Origin of the sequence: Pseudomonas sp. MD330_10 (assembly GCF_042610415.1) — a bacterium.
Classification (GTDB): domain Bacteria; phylum Pseudomonadota; class Gammaproteobacteria; order Pseudomonadales; family Pseudomonadaceae; genus Aquipseudomonas; species Aquipseudomonas rhodesiae.
Genome location: NZ_JBHGZU010000006.1, coordinates 231,198 through 257,702, shown reverse-complemented (window position 1 = coordinate 257,702; position 26,505 = coordinate 231,198). Strand labels below are relative to the sequence as shown.

At 61.5% G+C, this 26,505-nt stretch carries 24 protein-coding genes; 11 read left to right on the top strand and 13 right to left on the bottom strand.

From position 1 onward, the window contains the following. The first annotated feature begins 96 nt into the window (after positions 1-96). The 4 genes from edd to ACFZPT_RS12385 all read left to right on the top strand — a co-directional run bounded on the left by edd (position 97) and on the right by ACFZPT_RS12385 (position 5,158). Positions 97-1,923: a phosphogluconate dehydratase gene (gene edd, locus ACFZPT_RS12400; RefSeq protein WP_034100262.1), complete on the top strand. Its 1,827-nt coding sequence runs from the start codon at positions 97-99 to the stop codon at positions 1,921-1,923. Beyond that, the gene (locus tag ACFZPT_RS12395) at positions 1,920-2,876 is read left to right on the top strand and encodes a glucokinase (protein ID WP_034100260.1); all 957 of its coding nucleotides are present in this window, start codon (positions 1,920-1,922) and stop codon (positions 2,874-2,876) included. Before edd ends, ACFZPT_RS12395 begins: the two co-directional genes overlap by 4 nt. Positions 2,877-2,964: 88 nt before the next feature. After that, positions 2,965-3,699 (top strand): response regulator, encoded by a 735-nt coding sequence (locus ACFZPT_RS12390; RefSeq protein WP_034100258.1) that lies wholly within the window; start codon positions 2,965-2,967, stop codon positions 3,697-3,699. Further along, on the top strand, positions 3,689-5,158 hold the full coding sequence (locus ACFZPT_RS12385) for an ATP-binding protein (protein WP_034100255.1): 1,470 nt from the start codon (positions 3,689-3,691) through the stop codon (positions 5,156-5,158). Before ACFZPT_RS12390 ends, ACFZPT_RS12385 begins: the two co-directional genes overlap by 11 nt. Before the next feature lie 137 nt (positions 5,159-5,295). Here the strand turns inward: ACFZPT_RS12385 and ACFZPT_RS12380 are convergent, their stop codons facing one another. Further along, on the bottom strand, positions 5,296-6,225 hold the full coding sequence (locus ACFZPT_RS12380; protein WP_034114996.1) for an AraC family transcriptional regulator: 930 nt from the start codon (positions 6,223-6,225) through the stop codon (positions 5,296-5,298). Positions 6,226-6,555: 330 nt separating this feature from the next. Here ACFZPT_RS12380 and ACFZPT_RS12375 point away from each other — a divergent pair, with 330 nt between their 5' ends. Further along, positions 6,556-6,897 carry an antibiotic biosynthesis monooxygenase family protein gene (locus ACFZPT_RS12375; protein ID WP_034100252.1) on the top strand — a complete coding sequence of 114 codons (342 nt, stop codon included), beginning with the start codon at positions 6,556-6,558 and terminating at the stop codon, positions 6,895-6,897. A 44-nt stretch (positions 6,898-6,941) separates the two neighbouring features. After that, on the top strand, positions 6,942-7,187 hold the full coding sequence (locus ACFZPT_RS12370; protein ID WP_034100250.1) for a hypothetical protein: 246 nt from the start codon (positions 6,942-6,944) through the stop codon (positions 7,185-7,187). 30 nt (positions 7,188-7,217) lie between these two features. Here ACFZPT_RS12370 and ACFZPT_RS12365 read toward each other — a convergent pair whose 3' ends face one another. Then, positions 7,218-7,850, bottom strand: a complete 633-nt coding sequence (locus ACFZPT_RS12365) for a flavin reductase family protein (RefSeq protein WP_034114995.1) — start codon at positions 7,848-7,850, stop codon at positions 7,218-7,220. Between the two features lie 176 nt (positions 7,851-8,026). Between ACFZPT_RS12365 and ACFZPT_RS12360 the strand changes: the two genes are divergently transcribed. Next, a complete protein-coding gene (locus ACFZPT_RS12360; RefSeq protein ID WP_034114994.1) occupies positions 8,027-8,782 on the top strand; it encodes a membrane protein in 756 nt (251 codons plus the stop codon). A gap of 95 nt (positions 8,783-8,877) precedes the next feature. On the opposite strand, the gene ACFZPT_RS12355 is transcribed toward ACFZPT_RS12360, so the two are convergent. From ACFZPT_RS12355 to ACFZPT_RS12340, 4 genes are all read right to left on the bottom strand, one after another. Then, positions 8,878-10,197 carry an MFS transporter gene (locus ACFZPT_RS12355; RefSeq protein WP_034100245.1) on the bottom strand — a complete coding sequence of 440 codons (1,320 nt, stop codon included), beginning with the start codon at positions 10,195-10,197 and terminating at the stop codon, positions 8,878-8,880. A 167-nt stretch (positions 10,198-10,364) separates the two neighbouring features. Next, positions 10,365-11,699: a sigma-54 dependent transcriptional regulator gene (locus tag ACFZPT_RS12350; protein ID WP_034114990.1), complete on the bottom strand. Its 1,335-nt coding sequence runs from the start codon at positions 11,697-11,699 to the stop codon at positions 10,365-10,367. Next, on the bottom strand, positions 11,693-13,459 hold the full coding sequence (locus tag ACFZPT_RS12345) for an ATP-binding protein (protein ID WP_034100241.1): 1,767 nt from the start codon (positions 13,457-13,459) through the stop codon (positions 11,693-11,695). Before ACFZPT_RS12345 ends, ACFZPT_RS12350 begins: the two co-directional genes overlap by 7 nt. Before the next feature lie 192 nt (positions 13,460-13,651). Beyond that, positions 13,652-15,175 (bottom strand): fumarate hydratase, encoded by a 1,524-nt coding sequence (locus ACFZPT_RS12340; RefSeq protein ID WP_034100239.1) that lies wholly within the window; start codon positions 15,173-15,175, stop codon positions 13,652-13,654. Positions 15,176-15,394: 219 nt separating this feature from the next. Here ACFZPT_RS12340 and ACFZPT_RS12335 point away from each other — a divergent pair, with 219 nt between their 5' ends. After that, a complete protein-coding gene (locus ACFZPT_RS12335) occupies positions 15,395-16,327 on the top strand; it encodes an iron-sulfur-binding ferredoxin reductase (RefSeq protein WP_034114989.1) in 933 nt (310 codons plus the stop codon). 30 nt (positions 16,328-16,357) lie between these two features. Beyond that, entirely contained in the window at positions 16,358-17,107 is a 750-nt protein-coding gene (locus ACFZPT_RS12330) for an enoyl-CoA hydratase-related protein (protein ID WP_034114988.1), read from the top strand. An 82-nt stretch (positions 17,108-17,189) separates the two neighbouring features. Here ACFZPT_RS12330 and pyk read toward each other — a convergent pair whose 3' ends face one another. Beyond that, on the bottom strand, positions 17,190-18,641 hold the full coding sequence (gene pyk, locus ACFZPT_RS12325) for a pyruvate kinase (RefSeq protein ID WP_034100233.1): 1,452 nt from the start codon (positions 18,639-18,641) through the stop codon (positions 17,190-17,192). A gap of 175 nt (positions 18,642-18,816) precedes the next feature. Between pyk and ACFZPT_RS12320 the strand changes: the two genes are divergently transcribed. After that, positions 18,817-19,191, top strand: a complete 375-nt coding sequence (locus tag ACFZPT_RS12320) for a tol-pal system YbgF family protein (protein WP_034100231.1) — start codon at positions 18,817-18,819, stop codon at positions 19,189-19,191. 224 nt (positions 19,192-19,415) lie between these two features. Then, positions 19,416-19,775, top strand: coding sequence for a pilus assembly protein PilZ (locus ACFZPT_RS12315; protein ID WP_034100229.1), 360 nt, complete (start codon positions 19,416-19,418; stop codon positions 19,773-19,775). A gap of 59 nt (positions 19,776-19,834) precedes the next feature. Here the strand turns inward: ACFZPT_RS12315 and ACFZPT_RS12310 are convergent, their stop codons facing one another. Genes ACFZPT_RS12310 through ACFZPT_RS12285 form a run of 6 tightly spaced genes read right to left on the bottom strand, consistent with a single transcriptional unit; the run spans position 19,835 to position 26,496 of the window. Continuing rightward, complete coding sequence (locus ACFZPT_RS12310; RefSeq protein ID WP_034114987.1) at positions 19,835-21,166, bottom strand: DUF58 domain-containing protein; 1,332 nt, start codon at positions 21,164-21,166, stop codon at positions 19,835-19,837. A gap of 7 nt (positions 21,167-21,173) precedes the next feature. Next, positions 21,174-22,169 (bottom strand): MoxR family ATPase, encoded by a 996-nt coding sequence (locus ACFZPT_RS12305; protein ID WP_034114986.1) that lies wholly within the window; start codon positions 22,167-22,169, stop codon positions 21,174-21,176. Continuing rightward, positions 22,166-23,323, bottom strand: a complete 1,158-nt coding sequence (locus ACFZPT_RS12300; RefSeq protein WP_034114985.1) for a DUF4350 domain-containing protein — start codon at positions 23,321-23,323, stop codon at positions 22,166-22,168. The genes ACFZPT_RS12305 and ACFZPT_RS12300 overlap by 4 nt, the downstream gene beginning before the upstream one ends. Then, entirely contained in the window at positions 23,320-24,840 is a 1,521-nt protein-coding gene (locus ACFZPT_RS12295) for a DUF4129 domain-containing protein (RefSeq protein ID WP_034114984.1), read from the bottom strand. Before ACFZPT_RS12295 ends, ACFZPT_RS12300 begins: the two co-directional genes overlap by 4 nt. Continuing rightward, a complete protein-coding gene (locus tag ACFZPT_RS12290) occupies positions 24,827-25,807 on the bottom strand; it encodes a stage II sporulation protein M (protein WP_034114993.1) in 981 nt (326 codons plus the stop codon). Before ACFZPT_RS12290 ends, ACFZPT_RS12295 begins: the two co-directional genes overlap by 14 nt. Then, the gene (locus tag ACFZPT_RS12285) at positions 25,804-26,496 is read right to left on the bottom strand and encodes an RDD family protein (protein ID WP_034114983.1); all 693 of its coding nucleotides are present in this window, start codon (positions 26,494-26,496) and stop codon (positions 25,804-25,806) included. Before ACFZPT_RS12285 ends, ACFZPT_RS12290 begins: the two co-directional genes overlap by 4 nt. Positions 26,497-26,505 lie beyond the last annotated feature (9 nt).

Genomic DNA, 26,505 nt, shown 5'->3' with positions numbered 1-26,505 from the left:
GATGATCCAAACGACACCCTGCCATCCCATGCGCTGTGGGCGTTTGATCAGCATAGACACTCAGGTCGCCACATCCGTTAGCCTGGAGTTCTACACATGCATCCCCGCGTCCTTGAGGTCACCGAACGGCTTATCGCCCGCAGCCGCGCCACCCGCGAGGCTTACCTTGCGCTCATCCGCGGCGCAGCCAGCGACGGTCCGATGCGCGGTAAGCTGCAATGCGCCAACTTCGCCCATGGCGTGGCCGGGTGCGGCACCGAAGACAAACAGAGCCTGCGCATGATGAATGCTGCCAACGTGGCAATTGTTTCTTCATATAACGACATGCTCTCGGCGCATCAGCCCTACGAACATTTCCCTGAACAAATAAAGAAAGCCCTACGTGAAGTGGGCTCGGTCGGCCAATTCGCTGGCGGCACTCCGGCGATGTGCGATGGTGTGACCCAGGGCGAACCGGGCATGGAGCTGAGCCTGCTCAGTCGTGAAGTCATCGCCATGTCCACGGCGGTGGCGCTGTCCCACAACATGTTCGATGCGGCGCTGATGCTGGGCATCTGCGACAAGATCGTGCCTGGCCTGATGATGGGCGCGCTGCGCTACGGGCATTTGCCGATGATCTTCGTGCCGGGCGGGCCGATGCCGTCGGGCATCTCCAACAAACAGAAAGCCGATGTGCGCCAGCGCTACGCCGAAGGCAAGGCCAGCCGCGAGGAGCTGCTGGAATCGGAGATGCAGTCCTACCACAGCCCCGGCACCTGCACCTTCTACGGCACCGCCAACACCAACCAACTGCTGATGGAAGTGATGGGCCTGCACCTGCCGGGCGCGTCGTTCGTCAACCCGTATACACCGCTGCGCGATGCGTTGACCCGCGAAGCCGCGCACCAGGTCACGCGGCTGACCAAGGCCAACGGCAACTTCACACCGATCGGCGAGATCGTCGACGAAAAATCCATCGTCAACTCCATCGTGGCCCTGAATGCCACCGGTGGCTCCACCAACCACACCCTGCACATGCCGGCCATCGCCATGTCGGCGGGCATCATCCTGACCTGGCAGGACATGGCCGACCTCTCCGAGGTGGTGCCGACCCTGTCCCACGTTTATCCAAACGGCAAAGCCGATATCAACCACTTCCAGGCAGCGGGCGGTATGTCGTTCCTGATCCGTGAACTGCTGGAAGCCGGGCTGTTGCATGAAGACGTCAACACCGTGGCCGGCAAAGGCCTGAGCCGCTACACCCAGGAACCGTTCCTGGTCGACGGCGAGCTGATCTGGCGCGACGGCCCCATCGAAAGCCTCGACGAAGCCATCCTGCGCCCGGTGGCCCGTGCGTTCTCGCCCGAAGGCGGGCTGCGGGTAATGGAAGGCAACCTCGGTCGTGGTGTGATGAAAGTCTCCGCCGTGGCCCTTGAGCACCAGATCGTGGAAGCGCCGGCGGTGGTGTTCCAGGACCAGCAGGACCTGGCCGACGCGTTCAAGGCCGGCGAGTTGGAAAAAGATTTCGTGGCGGTGATGCGCTTCCAGGGCCCGCGCTCCAATGGCATGCCGGAACTGCACAAAATGACGCCGTTCCTTGGCGTGTTGCAGGACCGTGGTTTCAAAGTGGCCTTGGTAACAGATGGGCGCATGTCCGGCGCGTCGGGTAAGATTCCCGCCGCGATCCATGTGAACCCCGAAGCCCAAAGCGGCGGGCCGCTGGCGCGCGTGCGCGATGGCGATATCATTCGCGTGGATGGCGTCAAAGGCACCCTGGAGCTTAAGGTGGACGCCGAAGAATTTGCAGCGCGAGCGCCTGCCACGGGCCTGTTGGGCAATAACGTGGGGGCCGGTCGCGAGCTGTTTGCATTTATGCGCTTGGCCGCAAGCTCCGCAGAGCAGGGCGCCAGCGCCTTTACCTCTGCCCTGGAGACGCTTAAGTGAAGTTAGCGCTGGTCGGTGACATCGGTGGTACCAACGCCCGTTTCGCGTTGTGGCGGGATCAAGCCCTGCATTCGATCCGCGTGCACGCCACGGCGGATCACGACAGCCCTGAGGCGGCCATCCAGGTCTACCTCAAGGAAGAGGGCCTGAGCGTCGGCGACATCGGCGCGGTGTGCCTGTCGGTGGCGGGGCCGGTGAGTGGCGATGAGTTCAAGTTCACTAACAATCACTGGCGCTTGAGCAAGACCGCATTCTGCAAAACGTTGCAGGTGGATGAACTGCTGCTGGTCAACGATTTCTCGGCCATGGCTCTGGGCATGACGCGCCTGCAACCCGACGAATTCCGCGTGGTTTGCGAAGGCACGCCCGAGCCGTTGCGCCCAGCGGTGGTGATCGGCCCAGGCACCGGGCTGGGGGTCGGCACCTTGCTGGACCTTGGCGCCGGCCGGTTCGCGGCGTTGCCGGGGGAGGGCGGCCATGTCGACCTGCCCCTGAGCAGCCCACGGGAAACCCAGCTGTGGCAGCACATTTACAACGAGATCGGTCATGTCAGCGCCGAAACTGCCTTGAGCGGCGGCGGCTTGCCGCGTCTGTATCGGGCGATTTGTGCGGTGGACGGCCATGTGCCGGTGCTGGACACGCCCGAAGCCATCACGGCGGCGGGCCTGGCCGGCGATCCGATCGCCATGGAAGTATTGGATCAGTTCAGCATCTGGCTGGGTCGTGTGGCCGGTAACAACGTGCTCACCACCGGCGCGCGCGGTGGCGTGTATATCGTGGGCGGGGTGATTCCGAGATTTGCCGACTTCTTTATCCACAGCGGCTTTGCCAAGAGCTTTCGTGACAAAGGCTGCATGAGCGAGTACTTCAACGGTATTCCGGTGTGGCTGGTGACGGCGCCGTATTCCGGCTTGACCGGGGCGGGGGTGGCGTTAGAACAGGCATTTGCTTAGGCAGTGATAGCCACCCTCAGCCGTGTGGAAGGGGGCTTGCCCCCGATGAGGCCAGCAACAACACCCCATAACAACAAGGAGGCCCCTCGTGAGCGTTATCAGTAAATCCATTCTCCTGGTCGACGACGACCAGGAAATCCGCGAATTGCTGCAAACCTACCTCAGTCGCGCCGGCTTCCAGGTGCGGGGCGTGGCCGATGGCGCGGGGTTCCGTCAGGCGATGAACGACGCGCCGTGCGATCTGGTGATCCTTGATGTGATGTTGCCGGACGAAGACGGTTTCAGCCTGTGTCGCTGGGTTCGCCAGCACCCGCGCCAGGCGCAGGTGCCGATCATCATGCTCACCGCCAGCTCCGACGAAGCCGACCGCGTGATCGGCCTGGAGCTGGGCGCCGATGACTACATCGGTAAGCCGTTCAGCCCACGTGAGCTGCAAGCGCGGATCAAAGCGCTGTTGCGCCGTTGTCAGTTCGGCCAGGAGCGCAATACTGGCGGCGACGTGGTGGTGTTCGACGAGTGGCGCCTGGACATGATCAGCCACCGCCTGTTTCACGTCGATGGCGAAGAAGTGATTCTGTCCGGCGCCGACTTTGCCCTGCTCAAATTGTTTCTCGATCATCCCCAGGAAATTCTCGACCGCGACACCATCGGCAACGCCACCCGTGGCCGCGACCTGATGCCGCTGGACCGTATCGTCGACATGGCGGTCAGCCGTCTGCGCCAACGCCTGCGCGATACCGAAAAGCCTCCACGGCTGATCCGCACCGTACGCGGCAGCGGCTATCAACTGGCAGCCAACGTGGTTGCCGGCAATGCCCACTGAACCAGTAGCCGAACGTCGCCGCCGCTTTCCGGTGCCACGCTCGCTATTGGGGCGCATGTTGTTGCTCACGCTGCTGGTGGTGCTGTTCGCCCAGGCGCTGTCCAGCGTGATCTGGGTCTCGCAATTGCGCGCCACCCAGCTCGAAGGTCTGGTCACCAGCGCGCGCAGCCTGGCGCATTCGATGACCGCCAGCGTGAGTTACTTCCGTTCCCTGCCGGTGGCCTATCGCCCATTGGTGCTCGACCAACTGCGCAGCATGGGCGGCACTCGCTTTGTGGTGACCCTCAACGATCGCCCCCTCGACATGCAAGTGCTGCCTGAAACTCCGCGCAAACAAGCGGTGCTGGTAGCGGTGGATGAAGTGTTGCGCCAGACCCTGGGCGCTGATGTGCACATCTCAGTGGAATTCGTCAGCGCCGAAGACCTGCGGATTTTCAACGCGGGCCTCAAGCTCGATGAATTGCCACGGTCCTGGGCCCATTACGCGCTGACCCTGGAGCCGGTGAACCCGCCAGTGCTGGTGACCCAGATCCAACTGGCGCCTGGCGAATGGCTGTATATCGCTTCGCTGCTGCCCGAACCCTACACCAGCCTCGAAGAACAGGGCCTGCCGTCTCAGCAGGTGTGGTTCATCGTGTTGACCAGCGGCCTTCTACTGCTGTTTATCGGTTTGTTGGTGCACTGGCAGAGCCGGCCCCTCAAACGCTTGGCGCGGGCGGCGCGGGACATGTCCCTGGGCGCCGACGTCGAACCGGTAGCCGAAGGCGGCGGCAGCGAGGTGGTAGAAGTGGGGCGTGCATTCAATGCCATGCGCGAACGCATCAGCCGCTACCTGACCGAGCGCAGCCAGTTGTTCAGTGCAATTTCCCACGACCTGCGCACGCCGATCACACGTCTGCGCCTGCGCGTGGAGCTGCTTGAAGATGAGAACCTGCAAGCCAAGTTCGGTCGCGACCTGGATGAGCTGGAACTGCTGGTCAAGGGTGCGCTGCAATGCGTGAAAGACACCGATATCCACGAGAACATCCAGCCGGTGGACCTCAACCATGTGCTCGAATGCCTGGTGGAGCCCTACGTGGCGCCCAGCGGCAACGGCCGCGTAACCCTGGACGGCATGGCGCTGGCGACGTACCCGGGCAAGCCGCTGGCCCTCAAGCGCTGCATCGGCAACCTGATCGACAACGCGTTGAAGTACGGGCAAAACGCTCATCTGCATATCGAGGACGATGGCGTGCAGTTCATCCTGCATGTGGACGACGAAGGCCCCGGGGTGCCGGAGCAGCGTCTGGAGCAAGTCTTCGAACCGCACTTTCGGCTCGCCGGCCAACAACAGGGCTACGGCCTGGGGTTGGGTATCGCACGCAACATCGCCCACAGCCATGGCGGCGAAGTGAGTTTGCAGAACCTGCGCGAGGGCGGCTTGCGCGTCACCCTGCAACTGCCCCGAACCCTGGACTGATAAGACTATCGGACAAATATGGGAGGGGCGGTGCGACGATTCGACTGGCCCCCGATAGCAGTGGCTCAGTCAGCCCATTTGCCGCCGACGCACTGCTATCGAGCACACCCTCGGCTGCAATGGTTTTCTCTGGTGTATCAGATGCTTTGGCGCAGCCGCGCCAGATCCCGCAGCGGTGGTGCGCCGAACAAGCGGCTGTACTCGCGGCTGAACTGCGATGGGCTTTCATACCCCACCCGATAGCCTGCCGCCGACGCTTCCAACCCTTCGGCGATCATCAGGCGTCGCGCTTCCTGTAAACGCAGCTGCTTCTGGTACTGCAGCGGGCTCATTGCCGTGATCGCCTTGAAGCGATGGTGCAAGGTCGACACGCTCAGGTTCACTTCCTTGGCCAGGTCATCGATGCGCAGGGGTTGCTCATAGTTGCCGTTGAGCCATTTGATCGCCTGGCTGACTCGATGGCTCTGGCTGTTGGCCACGGCAATTTCATACAGCCGATAGCCCTGCGGCCCACGCAGCAAGCGGTAGAGGATCTCCCGATTGATCAACGGCGCGAGCATGGCGATATCTTTGGGCGTGTCCAGCAAACGCGCCAGGCGCAGCACGGCGTCGAGCAGCTGGGTGTCGATGCGGTCCACGTACATCCCGCGGGAGGTCGGGCGCGTGGGCACGCCCATGGGGCCGGCTTCGGCGATCAGGGCGGTCAACTGGGCCGGGTCGATATTGATACGCACCGACAGGTTCGGGTCCTCGGGTGTGGCGTCGATGATCCGCCCGGCCACCGGCATCGCCACCGAGAACACCAAGTAATTGAGGGGGTCGTAGGCGAAGACCTCGTCGGCCAGGCGCACTTCCTTGCTGCCACTGGCGAGGATGCACAGCGCCGGCTCCACCAGCACCGGCGCGAAATCCCGCGGCGTGTTGTGGCGGTTCATGAACAGCGAAGTAATTGCCGTGCCGTAAGAGCCGTCTTCCCAGGTATGCCGATGCACGATGCTGGCGAGTTCGGCACGCTGTTTTTCCATCTCGGCATCGAGGGGCGGGGAGAGGTGGTCGAGCGACGGCATGGGATGTCCTCTGGGCGGTGCTTGGATGGAGCTCAGCTTAGTGGCGGCTATTGAAAAAGTGTTAGGTCGATTCTGCACAATCCTTGCCTGATCCTGCGGCCCGTCGTGAATCAGGCAAGCCCGTTACCGGTCACGGGCCTGTAATACGGCGTTCTTGCTTTGCCTGAAACCGCGGGTCTGCACAGCGGTTTCAGGCTTCTCGCAGGATTGTGCAATAAGCCGGCAGGAATCGACTAACCGACTACGCGCCCGCGCCGCTATTGTTGATCCTGTGGCAACACGCCCCTCACAGTGCTTGCCGAGCATCACTTCTCAACGGGAGAGTCGAATATGTCCACCCCCATTCCCGCAAGCCATATGGCCTTTATCCGCGCCCGCAGCGGGTGCAGCACCGAACTGGGTGCACGCTTGAGCAGTTTGATTGAACCGGGCCGTCAGGCGCAGGGTTGTCTGCAATTCTCCTTGCAGCATTCCCAGGTCGACCCCGATGTGTGGCTGGTCTCAGGTTTTTGGAGCAGTGAGCAGGCGATGAGCGCTTACTTCAACTCGCCGGCCCTGATGATCTTTACCGAGCTGTTGAACGACATGGTCGTGCGCAGCATGGACTTCCAGACCTTCACCGATGCGTCCGCCGCCCACGCCTATGGCGAGTACCTGCAACTCGCCGGTTGAAGCGGTTTAGAATGGCCGACTTTTCATTGGCCAGGACCTGCAATATGGCACGTAAACAATTTGCCCATCACGAAGCCGTTTCCGCTGTTGTACCGGGGGAAGGGGGCTACAGCGCCGCCGTCGCCGTGAAGGCGCTGGACGGCATGGGCGCCCCACGGTTTCACAAGATCCTCGACGGGCAGACGTTCAAGACGGCTTCGGATGCCGATGATGCGGCCGTCGTGCAGCTTGAGCAGTTGGTCGATGTCGATGAAGAGGGTCAACTGACCTGGGCGAATGCCGCCAGCTGAAACTGCGGCAGGGGCCTTCGGTTATTTCAGTCAGGGTTTGCTGGCGCCTGGGCGGTACATCTTGAACAGCGCCTCCGGCCCTAGCTGGAAGTAGTCCGCCGGGCCTCCGCCGCGCAGAATCGGCTCGGCCGCGGCGGTGTCATAGATGCCGTCCTTGAGCAGCCATTTGGCGATGTGCACCGCAACCACTTCGCCCAGCACCAACCAGCTCGGTACCAGGGTTTGATCGGCGCGTTGCAGCTGGATGATCTGGGTGACTTTGCATTCGAACGACACCGGGCTTTCACCCACCCGTGGCACGCTGACGATCTTCGACGCCACCGGTGTCAGGCCGGATAACGCAAATTCATCCACCTCGGGCGCCACCGCCGCGCAGCTCTGATTCATCTGCTCGGCCAGCGGGCGAGTCGCCAGGTTCCAGACGAACTCGCCGGTCTGTTCGATATTGTTCAGGCTGTCTTTGCGCCCAACGCTGGAGAACCCAATGATCGGCGGAACGTAATTGAACGCATTGAAGAAACTGTAGGGCGCCAGGTTCAGGCGGCCTGCTTGGTCGTGGGACGAAATCCAGCCAATCGGCCGGGGACCGACGATGGCATTGAACGGATCATGAGGCAGGCCGTGGCCGTTGGCGGGTTCGTAGAAGTGGATATCGTCAGGCATGGCCGGGTTCCTGCTGCGGGGGTTCTGGAAGGCAGCCATAGTGCAATCCATAGCGACGAATTTCCATCCGCCCATAGAATTTTCATTCAGCGTCCACCTCTTTTTCACAGCGGCCCGTTCAGTCTGCGCCAAGGTCGACACCCCTTATAAGACTGAGCCTCGGAGCCTTCTACCGCATGAATAAACTTCCTCAGATCACCCTGGCGTTCTGGGTCATGAAAATCTGCGCAACCACCCTGGGCGAAACCGCCGGTGACTTGCTATCGATGACCCTCAACGTCGGTTACGCCCTTAGCTCGATGATTTTGATCAGCGTGTTCCTGGTCACTCTGGTGACACAACTTTGGTCGAAAACCTACAACCCGGTGCTGTATTGGATCGTGATTTTATCCACCAGCACTGCAGGCACTACCATGTCCGACTTCATGGATCGCACCCTGGGCCTGGGGTACGCCACCGGTTCGATGATTCTGATCGTGATACTGATCATCATCTTCGCCCTGTGGCACCTCAGTGGCGACTCACTGAACGTGAACAAGGTGCAGACGTTCCGAGGCGAGTTGTTCTATTGGATGGCCATCCTGTTTTCCAACACCCTGGGCACGGCCCTGGGCGACTTCCTGGCGGATGATTCGGGGTTGGGCTTCGCTGGCGGAGCATTGCTGATTGGCTCGACCATCGCAGCGGTGGTAGCGCTCAAGTACTTCACCCAAATCTCGTCGGTGCTGTTGTTCTGGGTGGCATTTGTGTTGACCCGGCCGTTTGGTGCGACCTTGGGCGACTTCTTGACCAAGCCCTATGAAAAAGGCGGCTTGGATTTCGGCACCATTGGGTCCTCGGCGGTATTGGCGGCGGTGCTGGTGGTGATGATTGCTGGGGCGTCGTATGCACAGCGGCGGTATGGCCGGAGCCCAATAGCAGAGGTGTCCTGACTCAAAATAATGAGATGGTCACCTTGCAGAAAAGGCGGGAACCCTAGATGTGGGAGGGGACAAGCCCCTCCCACATTTGTTACTGCATCCAACCGTTAGTTCGTAGTAATCCGCGAATGTTTGCGAGTGTCTTTCATGGTCACGTAGACCATCAGCGACACCGCGATGCAGGCGGTCACGTACCAGTAGTAACCGGTTTCCATGCCGATGCTTTTGAACCACAGCGCGATGTATTCCGCAGTCCCGCCGAAGATCGATACGGTCAGTGCATACGGCAGGCCCACGCCCAGGGCGCGGATTTCGGTGGGGAACAGTTCGGCTTTGACCACCGCGTTGATCGAGGTGTAGCCGCTGACGATGATCAGCGCCGCCATGATCAGGAAGAACGCTCCCCACCAGGTTTGGATGGTGTGCAAGGTGGTGAGGATCGGCACGGTGAACAGCGTACCGAGGATGCCGAAGGCGATCAGGATGGGGCGGCGACCGATCTTGTCCGACAGCCCGCCGATGATGGGTTGCAGGCACATGAACAGAAACAGCGTCGCCGCCGAGATGGTGGTGGAGTCGGAAATGCTCATGCCGACAGTGTTCACCAGGTACTTCTGCATGTAAGTGGTGTAGGTGTAGAAGGCCAGGGTGCCGCCCATGGTCAGGCCGACCACGGTCATCAATTCCTTGGGGTGACGCAGCAAGGTGCGCATGGCGCTTTCCTTGGCTTTTTCCTTCTTGGTAAACGACTCGGTTTCTTCCATGCCACGACGCAGGTACAACGCAACCACGGCACACAGGGCGCCGATGGCGAACGGAATACGCCAGCCCCAGGCGTAAAGTTGTTCGGTGGTCAGCACTTGTTGCAGCACGATCAACACCGCCAGCGCGATGAGCTGGCCGGAGATCAGGGTTACGTATTGGAAGCTTGAGAAGAAACCACGGCGTTCCTTGGTTGCCATCTCGCTGAGGTAGGTGGCCGAGGTGCCGTATTCGCCACCCACCGACAAACCTTGCAGCAAGCGGGCAAACACCAGCAGGATCGGCGCGCCGACGCCGATGGTTTCATAGCCGGGGCTGAGGGCGATGATCAGCGAGCCGAAGCACATCAGCAGCACCGAGGCCATCAGCGCGGCCTTGCGCCCTTTGTAGTCCGCATACAAGCCCATCAGCCAGCCGCCGATCGGGCGCATCAGGAAGCCCACGGCGAAGATCGCGGCGGTGTTGAGCAATTGGGCGGTGGTGTCGCCTTTGGGGAAGAAGGCTTTGGCGAAATACAGCGAGAAGGCGGCATAGACGTACCAGTCATACCACTCGACCATGTTGCCCACCGAGCCGCTGAAGATCGATTTGATCCGGCTGGTGGTGGTGCGTTCTTTGGCCGGCGAAGCCGCCGACCCCGCAGGCAGGGTGTTGGAGTTATCCATCGAAGGATCCTTCATCTAGTTGTTTTTATGGAGCAGCGCGAGCGTTGCCTGGCTGGGGCTATAGCATGAGCTGTGCCAAGGGGATGAAGGCCCGGTTTAGAAGGGTTTGAGGAGAATTTTGAGCGAAAAGTCGCTGATGATTTTGGTGGTGATGAGCGGAAATCCGCTCACTCGTCCGGCAGAAACATTTCTCGGGTCAGGCCGTGGCGCTGCATTTTTTCATTGAAGGTGCGTCGCGGCAGTTGCAGTTCCGCGAGCACCGCTTTGATATCGCCCTTGTGTCGGGTCAACGCAGCTTTCAGGCACTGCGCTTCAAAGGCTTCCTGCTGCGCCGCCAGGGATTGCCCGGTTTCGACAGTGTCCGGTTCCGGCTCGCCCAGGCCCAGCACCTGGCGTTCGGCAACGTTGGCCAACTCTCGCACATTACCCGGCCAGTCATGGCTGAGCAGACGCCCCAACTGCGCGCCGCTCAAGGGCTCAACATGGCGCCCAAGGCGCTCGGCGGCGCTCTGGGCGAAGTGCTCGTAGAGCAGGGGAATGTCTTCGCGCCGCTCGCGCAGCGGCGGCAGGCGCAACTGTGCGACGTTCAGGCGATACGCCAGGTCTTCGCGAAAGCGTCCGGCGCGGGCCTCTTCCAGCAAATCGGGTTTGGTCGCGGCGATGATGCGCAGGTCCACAGGGATGCTCTGGTTGGAACCCAGGCGCTCCAGCTTCTGCTCTTGCAGTACCCGCAGCAGTTTGACTTGTTGGGCCAGGGGCATGCTTTCGATTTCGTCGAGAAACAGCGTACCGCCGTGGGCGTATTCCAGTTTGCCGATGCGTTTGCCCTGGGCCCCGGTAAAGGCGCCGCTTTCGTGTCCGAAGAGCTCGGCCTCAAACAGCTGCTCGGGGATCGCCGCGCAGTTGAGCGCCACGAACGGCTTTTTCGCCCGTGGACCGAAATCATGCAGGCAGCGCGCGACCAGTTCCTTGCCGCTGCCGGTCTCGCCACGGATCAGCACATTGACCGGCAGCGCCGCCAGATCCAGCACTTGGCGGCGCAGGTTCTGTAACGCGCGGGACATGCCGAGCAAGCTCGATTCCAACTGCGCGCGCTGCCCGGCCTGCTGGTGCAGGCGGCGGTTTTCCAGGACCAGCCCGCGCTTGTCCAGGGCGCGGCGCAGGCTGTTGAGCAAGGCGTCGGGGCTGAAGGGCTTTTCCAGGAAGTCGTAGGCGCCGTCGCGCATGGCTTCCACGGCCATCGGCACATCGCCATGGCCGGTGAGCAGAATCACCGGCAGGTCCGCATCGCGCCGCTGCACTTCGGCCAGCAGTTCCAAGCCGCTGAGCCCGGGCATGCGCACGTCACTGAGGATGACTCCGGCAAAGTCCCTGGGCAGTTGTGCCAGGCATTCCTCGGCGCGACTGAACAATTGCACCTCAAAACCGGACAGGCTCAACCATTGTTCGACGGCCGTGCGGATACTGGCTTCGTCGTCGACCACAATTACCGCGTTCAACATAGGTCCGGCGTCTCCAGCGCGATGGGCAGGGTCAGGGTGAATACCGCGCCGTCGCCTCGGTTAGCGGCGATCAGGCGTCCGCCGAGTTCGTGCACGATGGCGTAGGACACCGCCAGCCCCAGGCCGAGCCCGTCGCCCACCGGTTTGGTGGTGAAAAACGGGTCGAACACACTGTTCAAGTGTTCTTCGGCAATGCCGCCGCCGCTGTCGCTGACGGTCAACTGCCACAGCTGCTGGTCGGCGTGCAGGCGGATTTCCAGGCGCTTGCGCGGTTTGTCGGCCATGGCATCCAGAGCGTTGCGCAGCAGGTTGATCAGCACCTGTTCCAGGCGGATCGCGTCGCCGCGTACCCAGGCAGGGCGGGTCAGGTCCAGCACAGTGCCGATGTTCTCGTCGCGCAGGCGCGCGTCGAGCAAGTGCAGGGATTGGTCGACCACGGTGGCCAGGTCCAGGCGTTCGCGCAGGCCGCTGGGGCTTTTACGCGCAAAGGTCTTGAGATGGCCAGTGAGCGCGGCCATGCGCGTGAGCATATCGTCCAGCGGCGCAAGAGCCTTGTAGGCGTCGTCCACGCGGCCATGGTCGAGCAGCAGGCGCAGGGTGGCCAGTTGCATGCGCTGGGCTGTCAGCGGCTGGTTGATTTCATGGGCCAGGGCCGCCGACATCTGCCCCAGGGCCGCCAGCTTGGCGGACTGCACCAGGCCATCCTGAGCAGTGCGCAGGGCTTGGGTGCGCTCTTCCACCAGGCGCTCCAGCTCTTCGCGACTGCGCTGGCGCAGGCGTGCCAGGCGCCAACGCTGGGTCAGGAACAGCACCAGAAACACCAGCGCCAGCCACGAACCGGCAGCAGCCAGACCGGCATTGCGTTGGTCTTCGAAAGCGAACTGGGGTTTGCGCAACAGGTGCAAGGTCCACCCTTCGGCCTTCAGCGGCAGGGATTCCCAGATGTAATTGGCACTGCCGTCTGGGCCGTTGACGCGCATCAGGTGACTGTTTTCGTCGAAGCGTTGCAGGGGCTGAGTGTCCAGCGGCTGCAGCTGTTTCTTATCGTATTGGCGGGTGGCCTTGAGTTCGGCGAGGTCGCTGTCCGACAGCGGTCGCAGGTTGCGGTAGCGCCAGCCCGGCTGGTTGGCGATAAATACGATGCCACGCGCATCGCTGACCAGCAGCAGATCATTGCCCTGGGCCCATTCGCGCTCAAGCTCGGGAAACTCCAACTTGACCACCATGGCGCCGAGGAACTGCTCGTGCTCGTCCAGTACCGCGCTGGACAGGAAATAGCCGGGAATGCCCGTGGTCACCCCCACCGCATAAAAACGCCCGGTGCCCTGGCTGCGGGTCTGGCTAAAATAAGGCCGGAATGCGTAGTTGTGGCCAACATAACTGCTCGGCAAGTTCCAGTTACTGGCCGCGACGGCCAGACCGGTGCGATCCATCAATTCCAGGGTGGACGACTGCGCGGCGCCGTTGATGCGTTCCAGCTTGCGGTTGAGCAAGTCCTGGGTGGCGCCGTCCAGCGGACCTTTCAAGGCGTTGATCATTTCCGAATCCAGCGCCAGCACCGCAGGCAGGGCGCGGTAGCGTTCGATCAGGGTGTGCAGGGAGTTGGCATACAGCGCCAATTGCTGATTGGCACGGGCGGCATCGTCCACCAGGGCTTGGCGTTCGGCATGCCGCGTGGCCAGGGCGGCGGCCAGTACCGCACCGGCGATGATCAGCAGGGAGTAGAAGGTCAAACGCAGGGGGCGAGGGATCACGATCATACGGTGATGAACAGGCACGGTAAGGGGAGTGCACCATAGCATGAGCAGCAGCGGTCTTGGGGTGCGCCAGGTCATTGTAAATGGGCAGGTTGCGCAGGTTTTGCGGCAAGCCCGTCATTGAGAAATCGGCAGGCAATAAAAAAGCGACCGTGCTGATCGCAGCGGTCGCTTTTTCTGTCGCTCAGGCAGTGCTTATTGCACTTCTACCGCCAGGCTTTCACTGATCTTTTTCTGCCAGATGGCAGGACCGGTGATGTGGACGGATTCGCCCTTGCTGTCCACCGCCACGGTGACCGGCATGTCTTTGACCTCGAACTCGTAGATCGCTTCCATGCCCAGTTCGGCGAAGGCCACCACGCGGGACTTCTTGATAGCTTGCGCCACCAGGTAGGCAGCGCCGCCCACGGCCATCAGGTACACGGCTTTGTGGTCCTTGATCGCGTCGATGGCGGTCGGGCCGCGTTCGGATTTACCGATCATGCCCAACAGGCCGGTCTGATCAAGGATCTGACGGGTGAACTTGTCCATCCGCGTGGCGGTGGTCGGGCCGGCTGGGCCGACTACTTCTTCGCGCACTGGATCAACCGGGCCGACGTAGTAGATGAAGCGACCCTTGAGGTCCACTGGCAGGGTTTCACCCTTGTTCAGCATCTCGACCATGCGCTTGTGCGCCGCGTCGCGACCGGTGAGCATCTTGCCGTTGAGCAACACGGTTTCGCCCGGTTTCCAGCTCTGCACGTCTTCCGGGGTCAGGGTGTCGAGGTTGACGCGGCGGGCAGACGGGCCGGCCTCCCAGACGATTTCCGGGTAGGCGTCCAACGGTGGTGCCTCCAGCGACGCCGGGCCCGAACCGTCGAGCACGAAGTGCGCGTGACGGGTGGCGGCGCAGTTGGGGATCATGCACACCGGCAACGAGGCTGCGTGGGTCGGGTAATCCATGATCTTCACGTCGAGCACGGTGGTCAGGCCACCCAGGCCCTGGGCGCCAATGCCCAGTTGGTTGACCTTCTCGAACAGCTCCAGGCGCATCTCTTCGATACGGTTCTGCGGGCCGCGTTTTTTCAGCTCGTGGATGTCGATGGATTCCATCAACACTTCCTTGGCCATCACGGCGGCTTTCTCGGCGGTGCCGCCGATGCCGATGCCGAGCATGCCAGGTGGGCACCAGCCGGCGCCCATGGTCGGAACGGTCTTGAGCACCCAGTCGACGATCGAGTCGGACGGGTTGAGCATGGCCATTTTCGACTTGTTCTCGGAGCCGCCGCCTTTGGCCGCCACGTCCACTTCCACGGTGTTGCCCGGAACGATGGAGTAGTGGATGACCGCAGGGGTGTTGTCCTTGGTGTTTTTACGCGCGCCGGCCGGATCGGCGAGAATCGAGGCACGCAGGACGTTTTCCGGCAGGTTGTAGGCGCGACGCACACCTTCGTTGATCATGTCGTCCAGGCCCATGGTGGCGCCATCCCAACGTACGTCCATGCCCACGCGCACGAACACGGTGACGATACCGGTGTCCTGGCAGATCGGGCGATGGCCGGTGGCGCACATGCGCGAGTTGATCAGGATCTGGGCCATGGAGTCACGGGCCGCTGGCGACTCTTCGCGCAGGTAGGCTTCGTGCATCGCCTGGATGAAATCCACGGGGTGGTAGTAGGAAATGAATTGCAGGGCGTCGGCAACGCTCTGAATCAGGTCGTCTTGCTTGATCACGGTCATGAGTCGCGCTCCTCTATAAGACGGGAACATTCAATAAAGGTGGCATCAGTGGGGTGCATCGGTCGGCTGAGGCCACCTTTCCAAGGCACGCCAAGTGGTGCAGGCGCGACGCTAAAAAGGCGCGGCAGTATAACCCGGCGCGGTGGCCGATACACCCGACTATGGTCAAACTGTGCCGAGCGTGATTCCCTGTGCACGCCTTTTGATGCGAGATGTTCCATGCCTGAACTGCATGTCGGCGAACGCCATTGGTCGGTACCCACCGGCAGTAACCTGTTGGATGCCTTGAACCAGGCGGGCGTGGCCGTGCCTTACAGTTGCCGGGCCGGCAGTTGCCATGCGTGCCTGGTACGGTGCGAGGGCGAGGTGGATGATCGCCAGCCGGAGGCTTTGAGCCCTGCGCAACGCCAGGACGGCTGGCGCCTGGCGTGCCAATGTCAGGTGAGCGGGGACGTGCAGGTCGAGACATTTGATCCGCTGCGCGATGGCGTAACGGCCGAGGTCGTGGCGACGGATTGGTTGACCCCGAGCGTTTTGCGCCTGCGCGTGCAAGCGCAACACAACCTGCGTTATCGGGCCGGGCAGCACCTGGTGCTGTGGGCGGGGCAGGTGGCGCGGCCGTATTCCCTGGCGAGCTTGCCCCAGGAGGACGGGTTCCTGGAGTTTCATCTCGATTGCCGCCAGCCCGGTCAATTCAGCGATATCGCCCGCCAGTTGCAGGTCGGCGAGCGTTTGGTCCTGGGCGAATTGCGCGGCGGCGCCTTGCACTATGACCCTGATTGGCAATCCCGGCCGCTATGGCTGTTGGGCTCGGGGACAGGGCTGGGCCCTTTGTGGGGCGTGTTGCGCGAGGCGTTGCGCCAGGATCATCAAGGGCCCATCCGCGTGATTCACCTGGCCCATGACGCCACCGGCCATTATCTGGCCGAACCCCTGGCGGCGCTGGCCGCCCGTCACCCGCAGTTGACCGTGGAGCTGTGGACCGCGGCTGAGTTGACCCAGGCATTGGCGCAACTGCGGCTTGTTTCCCGGCAAACCCTGGCCTTACTCTGCGGGAGTCCTGCCAGTGTCGAAGCGTTTTCCAAGCGTCTGTTCCTGGCCGGGCTGCCGCGCAATCAACTGCTGGCTGATGTGTTCCTGCCCCGTGGTTGAGCGCTGAATTCCACCGCCGCGAGACTCGCCATGACCGACGCCATCCTCCAGCAACGTGACGGCGGGCTGCTGACCCTGCAGCTCAATCGCCCGGACAAGAAGAACGCCCTGACCCGCGCCATGTACACCCGCTTGGCCGAGGCGCTGGAACAGGCCGATGCTGACCCGCAGATCAATGCCGTACTGATCCAAGGCAGCAGCGAATGCTTTACCGCCGGCAACGACATCGGCGACTTTCTCGACCAGCCGCCCAGCGACTTGGACACCCCGCCGTTTCACTTTATGAAGAGCCTGCTCAATTGTCGCAAACCGGTGATCGCCGCCGTGGCCGGAGCAGCGGTGGGCATCGGTACGACCCTGCTGCTGCACTGCGACCTGGTGTACGTCAGTCGTGATGCGCATTTGCGCATGCCGTTCGTCAACCTGGGGCTGTGCCCTGAGTTCGGTTCCAGCCTGATCCTGCCTCGATTGCTGGGGCACGCCAAAGCCGCCGAGCTGTTGCTGTTGGGCGAAGGGTTTACCGGTGAGCAGGCCGCGGCATGGGGCATCGCCACCGAAGCCTTGGGCAGTGGTGAGGCGACGTTGGCCAAAGCCAGGCAAATCGCTGAGCGTTTCGACACCTTGGCGCCGGGGGCAGTGCAGATCACCAAGCAACTGATGAAAAGCGTGGACCGCGAGCAGTTGCGTCAGGTGATCGAAGAGGAGGGGGCGTTGTTTACACAACGGTTAAGGTCGCCGGAGGCGATCGCGGCGTTGTCCGGGTTCGTCACTCGACGCTGATCGTAAGCAAGGCCTTCTATCACGAAAAGCAAAAAGCCCCGTCACTTGCATGACAGGGCTTTTGTTTTCAGCGATCGATCACTCAGACCATTGGGTCGCCAACGTGCAGGATCTTCATGCCGTTGGTGCCGCCGATGGTGTTGTAGCTGTCGCCCTTGGTCAGGATGACCCAGTCGCCTTTCTCCACAACGCCGCGCTTGAGCAGCTCGTCGATGGCCGCCTGGCTGACTTCATGGGGTGGCAACGACGCCGGGTCGAACGGTACGGTGTAGACACCCCGGAACATGGCCGCGCGGGCCTGGGTTTCGCGGTGCGGGGAGAACGCGTAGATCGGTACCGACGAACGGATGCGCGACATGATCAACGGTGTGTAGCCACTTTCGGTCAGAGCGATGATCGCTTTCACGCCTGGGAAATGGTTGGCGGTGTACATCGCAGCCAGGGCGATGCTCTGGTCGCAGCTTTCGAACACTTTGCCGATGCGGTGGCTGGAGGTCTTGCTGGTCGGGTGCTTTTCGGCACCGACACAGATACGCGCCATGGCCTGGACGGCTTCCAGCGGGTACGGGCCGGCGGCGCTTTCGGCCGACAGCATGACGGCGTCGGTGTAGTCCAGCACGGCGTTGGCCACGTCGGACACTTCGGCGCGGGTCGGCATCGGGTTCTGGATCATCGACTCCATCATCTGGGTCGCGACGATCACCGCTTTATTGTGGCGACGTGCGTGCAGGATGATTTTTTTCTGGATACCGATCAGTTCGGCGTCGCCGATTTCAACGCCCAGGTCGCCACGGGCAACCATCACGGCGTCGGAAGCCTTGATCAGGCCGTCGAGGGTTTCGTCATCGGCCACCGCTTCGGCGCGTTCGATCTTCGCCACCAGCCAGGCGGTACCGCCGGCCTCGTCGCGCAGCTTACGGGCGTATTCCATGTCAGCGGCGTCGCGGGGGAAGGACACTGCGAGGTAGTCCACTTCCATTTCGGCGGCCAGCTTGATGTCGGCTTTGTCTTTTTCGGTCAGGGCCGGTGCGGTCAGGCCACCACCGCGACGGTTGATGCCTTTATGGTCCGACAGTGGCCCACCGATGGTCACGGTGCAGATCAGCTCAGTGCTGGTGGCGGTGTCGACGCGCATGACCACGCGGCCATCATCCAGCAGCAGCTCGTCACCGACGCCGCAGTCTTTGACCAAGTCCGGATAGTCGATACCCACGACTTGCTGGTTGCCTTCGGTCAGCGGGTGGCTGGTGGAGAAGGTAAAGGTGTCGCCGATCTTCAGTTCGATTCGCTTGTTGGCGAATTTGGCGATACGGATTTTCGGGCCTTGCAGGTCGCCCAGCAACGCCACGAAACGGCCGTGCTTGGCGGCGAGATCACGCACCAGCTTGGCGCGAGCCTTGTGCTCGTCGGGGGTGCCGTGGGAGAAGTTCAGACGGGCAACGTCCAAACCAGCCAGAATCAGCTGTTCGAGGACTTCCGGCGAATTGCTGGCCGGGCCAAGGGTGGCGACGATTTTGGTACGACGGACGGACATGCACAGACTCCTGAGTTCAAGCGCTGAGGAAGGCTACTATGCTCTTTCGTTGTAGTCATTGTTCGTTTGCACTACTTATCGAACATTCACTTGTTTTGGCAGTGGGCTAAAAGATGAACGACCTTGAAGATTTTCGACGAAGGGTCGATACACTCCACAAGACAGGAGAACCCTCATGCGAATTTTGCTCGTTGCTGCCCTGGCCGTCAGTGTTGTCGGCTGCACCCGCTGGTCGATGGACCATCATTTGAATAACGCCTACCGGGCTTATGGGGTCGGTGATTGCCAGCGCGTCACCCTGGAATTGTCCCAGGTGGACCGCGAAAGCCGCAGCCGTCGGTACGTGCAGCCGGAGGTCTCGATGTTGCGTGGGCAGTGTCTGGAACGGCAGAAATTGTTCGTCGATGCGGTGCAAACCTATCAATTCATCATTACCCAATACCCGTCCAGCGAGTACGCCTACCGCGCCCGCGCGCGTCTCGACACCCTGCAACAACTGGGGCATTACCCCGGCGCCAGTGCTGCTCAGCCACGTCCTGCGTCCTTGTGAGGATATTTACCGTGGGTTAACTGGCCCGTTGCCAGTCTTGGGCTATCCTTTGGATGATCGTTTGTACAAGTTTCTATTCGAACGAATGAGGGGCCCGGATTCGGCGGCTGTCTAGTGCACAACGCAGTGTGTTGTCACACCGAGATCCAGGGAGAGCGAGCGTTTATGCTCGTTCCGAATCACTGGCACGGCCAGAGTCATGGCCACTGGATGGCGATCTCACCATGTTTACCGACCGACGGATCGAGCGGCATCAATTACCGAGTTTCTTGCAAGTGTTTAACCGTCTTACCGACAAGCCCATTGGTTTTCTGGGCAATGCCTCGGAAGACGGACTGATGTTGATCAGCCTATTGCCCATGATGATTGATGTGGATTTTGAGCTGCGGTTAAAGATTCCTGCGGCGGATGGCGACTTTCATGCCATTGATCTCACCGCGACGTGTTTGTGGAGTCACGAAGACATCAACCCGCAGCACTACGATTCCGGCTTTCGCATCATCAGCGCCAGTGAGGAATATGGGCAATTGATCAGCGTTTTGGTGCATTACTTCAGCTTTGATCCTTTGCAGGCGTCTGCCTAGCGCTAAGCGTTGTCGGCTCGGCATGGGCCTCAGAGCCCCTGTCGTGTCGAGCACAGCTTTTAGAACACGCCAGCTTTTTTCCAACCCAGATAACGAGTCACCAGGGCCGCGCCCATCTCCGAAGGCAAGGTATCCAGTACTGACAGGCCATGTGCGCCCAGCCGGTCATGCAATTCGTCGCGTCTGGTGAGGTAATCCACCGTGCCGCTGTAAACCAGGGCCTCAGGTAAGGTTTGCACGGGGGACTGCCGCAATTGGTCCAATACCTCCTCGCGCAAACTCGCCACCAGCACTCTATGTTGGCGGCCGATACGTTTGACGGCCGCCAGCAGCGCTTCATCGTCCTCATCCCGCAGGTTGGTGACGATGATCACCAACGCCCGACGCTTTTGCCGAGCCAGCAATTGGTTCGCCGCTGCGAGGTAGTCGGCCGACCGGCGAGTTGTGTCCAGGTCGTATACCGCGTTCAACAACAGACTCAACTGGCCGCTGCCTTTAACCGGTGCCAGGTAGCGGGGCTGATCGCCAGCAAACGTGCATATCCCCACCGCATCGCCCTGGCGCAAGGCGACATAGCTAAGCAGCAGGCAAGCATTGAGGGCATGGTCGAAATGGGACAGTTCATCGTCCTGGCTGCGCATGCGGCGGCCGCAATCGAGCATGAACACGATCTGCTGGTCGCGTTCGTCCTGATACTCCCGGGCGATCGGTGTGCGTTGTCGCGCGGTGGCTTTCCAGTCGATCTGACGCAGGCTGTCGCCTTCGCGAAATTCACGTAATTGATGAAACTCCAACCCCAGGCCGCGTCGTTGACGCTGGCGAACCCCCAGCTGGCTCAGCCAGTTATCCACACCCAGTAGTTGGGCGCCGTACAACCGGGCGAAATCCGGATAGACGCGGGTGACATCCTGGGTCTCGATAAAGCGCCGTGCCGACCATAACCCCAAAGGGCTGGGGATATGGATTTCACAGCGGTCGAATGGGAAGTGGCCACGGCGCAAGGGGCGCAGGCGATACCCCAGTTCACTGCGTTCGCCGGGACGTAGTTCGATGGTTTGCGGCAGGTTGTCGACGCTCAGCCCATCGGGAACATGGTCGAACACCTGCACCGTCAGCGTTTGTGCAAAGGCGTGTTCCAGGCTCAGGCGAACGTCGCCCCAGCGTCCTAGCGCCAGACTGCCGGGCATTTGCCGTTGCAATCGCGGAGTAGGCCGGTGGCGCAGGCGCAGGGCATCCAGCACGGCCAGCAGTAACAATGCTAGGAGCAAGCCCCAGGCCACCGAGTGCAGTGTGTCGGGCACCTTCAGGTGCAGCGCTGCCGTGGCGCCCAGCAGAATGCTCAGGCCCAGCAGCACGCTGAGCCAGGTTAATAGCAGACGGGTCGGTTTCATGGGCGATTCATTGCCGCGGAGCCGGGATCTGGTCCAGCAGTTGCTTAAGTACCTGGTCGACTTCCAGCCCGTCGATATCCAGTTCTGGCGCAATACGTACCCGATGCCGCAACACCGCCAGGGCACATCCTTTGATGTCATCCGGAGTGACGAACTCGCCGCCGCGTAGCAAGGCTCGGGCACGGGCGCCACGCACTAGCGCGATTGAGGCTCGCGGCCCCGCGCCGATGGCCAGCCCTGGCCAGCTTCGGGTCGCTCGCGCCAGGCGCACGGCGTAGTCGAGTACGTGTTCGTCCAGGGCCAGTTCGCTGGCGATCTGTTGCAGTTGCATGACATCGTCGGCCTGCAGCACGGTGCGCAAGGGTTGCACATCCAGCATATCGGCCCGGGATGAACGCGTAACCTCGCGCACCATATCCAATTCCTGCTGCGCTTCTGGATAGTCGATGCGCACTTTGAGCATGAAGCGATCCAGTTCCGCCTCCGGCAGGGGATAAGTCCCTTCCTGTTCGATGGGGTTCTGGGTGGCCAGTACCATGAAGGGCTGACCGATGGGCAGCGCCTCGCCTTCCAAGGTCACTTGCCGCTCTTGCATGGCTTCGAGCAGAGCGGCCTGGGTCTTGGCCGGGGCGCGGTTGATTTCGTCGGCCAGTAACAGGTGGGTGAAGACCGGGCCTTTGCGCAGCTTGAATTGTTCGGTGTGCAGGTCATACACGGCATGGCCGGTGACATCGCTGGGCATCAGGTCCGGCGTGAATTGGATGCGCGCGAAATCGCCATCGAAGCAGCGTGCCAATGCGCGTACCAGTAAGGTCTTGCCGAGGCCGGGTACGCCTTCGAGCAATACGTGGCCGCCGGCGATCAGGGCGGTGAGCACATCATCAATGACCTGATCCTGTCCAATAACGGCCTTGCGCAGTTCGACGCGCAAGGCCTGGGCCTGCTGGCTGGCGCGATGCAGGGTTTCGCCGGTCAGGGCGGTGGCGCTTGGAAAATCGCTCATAGGGCATTCCTGAGGGTTTGCAGGCATGCCACCTGCCGGCTGAAATCGGCGCTGGAAAGCCGCTTTTCCGGGAGTGGGCCGAGGGCCTGGCTGATGACATGAGAAGGTTGATGCGTCAGGTGTTCGAGCACCTGCCACTGTTGTGCATCATCGAGGTGTTCGAAGCTGGGATGGCGATGCCTGGCGGCGCGCAGGATATCCCGTTGCAAGGCCTGCACCAGCGTGCGTTGGCCATTGCGGCGCAGCAGGAAGTCGGCGCTGGCTTTCAGATGTTCCTGCAGTTGCCGACGAGCCTTGGGCGCGGGTGCCTGGATAGGTCCCTGGCGCATACCCGCGTGCCACAGGGCCAGGGCGATCAAGGCCGTCAGCGCTACCAGTGCTTGGGGGAAATAGCGCAGCAGCAGGCTGAACAGATCGTCCACATCACCGTTGGCCAACAGAGTCACGGCCGTGCCCTGTGTCAGGTACCACAGCAACCAGGCATTGTCGTGCTTACCGATATTTGCGGTTTTCCACAAGTCGCTGTCGGTGATCACGGTCACGCGACCCTGGCCGAGGTCGAGTTGCATCAGATGACTCGACTGGGCGCTGTTGGCGGAAAATTGCGCCAGATGCTTGGGGTCGGTGAGGTTGAAAGCGGTATCGAAACCGAAATAGGCCGGGGCGGTTTCATTATCGATATAGAGCCTGGTCAGGTCGGGTGTTTTCTTTTTGCGCGCTGGCGCGGGCTCTTCGGGCTCGTCGCTGAGCACTTGGCGTATCTGGAGGCGGTCGAGTAAGAGATCGCCACTTTTGCCGGTTTCTTCATCCCACAGGGCTTCTGCTACCACCAGCAGGTGGCCGCCGGAGCGGGTCCAGTCCAGCAACTGCTCAACCTGACGGGGAGACATATTGCTGCGCTCCGTCAGTAGCAGAAGACTATGGTGTTCGGACGGGAGGTCGGCCAGGCGATCAAGGCCAAAGGCATGGTCCACGGGCAGGCCCTGCTTACGCAGAAAGTGCTCGGCGGCCAGATAAGGGTTGGCCTGCGCTTCAGGGGAAGGTCCGCGGTCGATTACCTCGTCGTAGGGCGTGGCTTTGCTCCAGGCATAAAAACCAGCCGCTGCGAGTAAACACACCAGCAGTAGCCCTGCCCACATTAAAAGCCGGTTCATTGGGCTCCCCCCGAACTGAACAGGGCACGCCAATCGCTGCAGAGTTTTTGCTGGATCGTGGTGGGTGGAAGGCGGTGGCCGTAAGCGAGGTTCTGCCAGTGCCGGGTCAGTTCATCACTGAAGGCCAGCAATTGCGGCTGTTCCAGTTGGTGAACGCGTTCCAGCACTTGCCCTTCGGTGTCGGCACTTTTAAGGGGGAGATTGAAATCATGCAGTAAACGGCTCAATAGGCCGCGATAAAGCAGACCGAGAGCTTCCCTGGGCTGGGTGGCCCAAAGTTGCTCGGCGGTGCTGGCAATATCCGTGGGCAAGGTCTCGGCGCCCAGCGCCAGGCCGAACAGTTGCGTGGGGGCAGGCTTGAGGACTTTGGGGCTGGCAGGCGCGCGCCGGCTGACAAAAGTGCGCAGCCAGTCACGATAGCGCCACGCCAGTAGGGCCAGGCCGCCAATCAGCAGGCTCCATAGCAGTACTTCCAAAGCCTGGGCAAAATGCTTGAAGGTATCGCTGTTAAGGTTGTCCAGAAGCGTCTGTAGCCACGCTGGAAGTTTGCTATCACCACGGTCCTTGTTCTTTACGGTGGGTTTGTCATCGCCAAAGCGATAACGGGTGACGGTTTCCGGGTTCTTGAACGGGGGCTTGTCCAGCAGCGCCTTGACTGACTGGCTTGCACTCTGAGTGCTCAGCGGCGTCGATTCATCGGCCATGGCGGGCGGATTGATGGGCAGCAATGTCAGCCCGATCACCAGCAATAGCAGAGGGGTCGCTGTGCTCAGCCGTTGGCGCAGACGCCTGAATACCAGTTCCAGATCCCAAGCCTCCAGCACGGTGCGGCGGTTGAGATAGAGGCTGAAACCACAGGCCACATAGATCGGTTCCCAGAACACCAGTATCACGGCATAAAACGCGTTACTCAGATGCTCCAGCCACAGCCCTTCAGAACTGGTGGCCAGTATGAGCCGCTGCCAATCCCAGTTCTGCTCGACGTTTTGCGGAATGAAGAGGTAGAACAGGGCCATGCAACCGAACCAGAGCCCGATTTCCAGATGCACTCCAACGGTGGTCAGCCAGCGCGCGGCGCCGGCGTCACGCTGTTGCAAAACGCCCAGGCGCTTTTGACGCGCCTGGCCATCCAGACCTTCCAACTGGCTGACCGGCATGACGAAGCTGCGGCTGAGACTGAGGCGGCGCCAGGTCAGGCTGGCCAACAATTGCCCCTTGAGCAGACGCGGCCACTGGCGTACCGCCTGTTTAAGGCTGGGCGTGTCACCGAACAGCGCCTTTGACAGGATATAGAGCGGCAGGCGATCGAATGCCGGCTTGAACCACCAGAACAGGAATATGGCGGTGGAGGGGTATTTCCACAGCGCTGCGCTGAGCAGAATGAACACCGGCAAGGTCACCAGCGCCCAACTGGCCGTTAGTAATAAACGATGTTCCCTGGCCATCAGGACACCAAGGTCCATGGCTTCCCAGGCGGTACGCGGGCGAATCGCCACGCTGGCATCACTTAGGCGCATGTTGAGTCCGCCCTGCAAAGATCAGGTACGCCGCGACCAGCAGCCACAATACGGCGCCCACCAGGTATTTGACCCATGCCGCGATGACCGTGGTGGACGACCAGTAGGCTTCAATGAACGCGGCAATCAGCAGGAAGACCATGACACCACAGAGCAATTGCACGCTCTTATGTGCCGCGAGCCTCAAGGATTCGCCCCGCGTCAGTCGCCCCGGCGAGATCAGTGCCCAGCCCAGTTGCAAACCCGCTGCCCCGGCGAGGGCAATGGCTGTCAACTCGAATGCACCATGACCGACGACGAATGACCAGAAGGTCTGCCCGTAACCGATCTCGGTCAGGTGTCCGGACACCGCGCCGATGATCAGCCCGTTGAAGATCAGGAAGAACACGCTGCCCAGGCCAAACAGCAAGCCGGCGGCGAATGTCTGGAAGGCAATGCCAATGTTGTGCATCACGTAATAGCCGAACATCATCCAGTCCTCGCTCGATGCACGCTCGGCGGCGCGGCCCAGGCGACTGGCATCGGGGTCGTACATGTCCTGCATCTCAGCCACCTGCTGGGGGCTGATGATGCTGTAGATCAGTTCGGGAAACAGGTAGACCAGCAGCGCTATGCCCAGCAGGCTGCCAAAGAACAGCACGCTGGCCACCGCTACAAAGCGCCACTGTTCGCGTACCAGCCGCGGAAAACCGGCCAGGACAAAACCCAGCATGCTGGCGCCCAGGTGGCTGCGGTGACGATAAAGTTGCTGATGGCCGCGCAGGGCCAGTTGCTGCAGCGGGTCCACCAGATAGCTGCTGTAGCCGCGCTCCTGAGCCAGCGCCAAGTGCTGGCAAAGGCGCCGGTATTGATGAGGGAAGTCGGCAACATCGCTCGCTTTAGCCGTGCCTCGTTCCAACCGATTGAGTTGTTCGGCAAAAGCTTGCCATTGGGGCTGGTGACGGCTTTCGAACAGGCTCTGCTTCATGTTGGCCCCAGGAGGCCGCGGGCCACGCCGTTGAGTTGTTGGGCCGCGCGAGCTGGGGAAACCTGCAGGGACGGCGCGAGGATAGCGGCCAGTTCGTGTACCCGTTCAGCGGACAATTCACCCTGGCGTTCGGCAAAACCCAGAATGGCCCGTTGTTCATTCAGGTCCAGGGCAAAGGGCAGGCGCAGGGCTGCCGCCTGAGGAATCTGAGGACGTGGTAGAGGGCGTTCGCGGTAGACCACCAGCGTGCCGGCGGCGAGGTCGCCGAGGCGTTTGAAATGGGGATGTTGCAGGCAGCTGATGGCGCCAAGAAAGTAGCCAAAAGGCAGCATGTCGACAAATCGCAGCAGGTTGCGGATCAGCGAGGCCGACCAGCCGACGGGTGTACCGTCGTCCTGTACCACACGCAATCCCATGACTTGCTTACCCGGCGAACAGCCTTGGTTGAGCACTTCGAACAGCACCATGTACCACCAACTGACCAGGAACAGCAGCAACGCGCCGAGGCCGAGACCTACATTGCCGAGCAACGCCAGCGGCACCATGAGCACGCCCATGATCACGCCGCGCGCCACCAGGTCGAAGGCAAAGGCCAAGACCCGGGGTACCAGGCCGGCCGGGCGCAACGGTAGGTCGATACCTTCCGGGGTTTCGATCTGGTAGCGCGTATCCAGTGGGGTTGATGGCATTGCGATCCT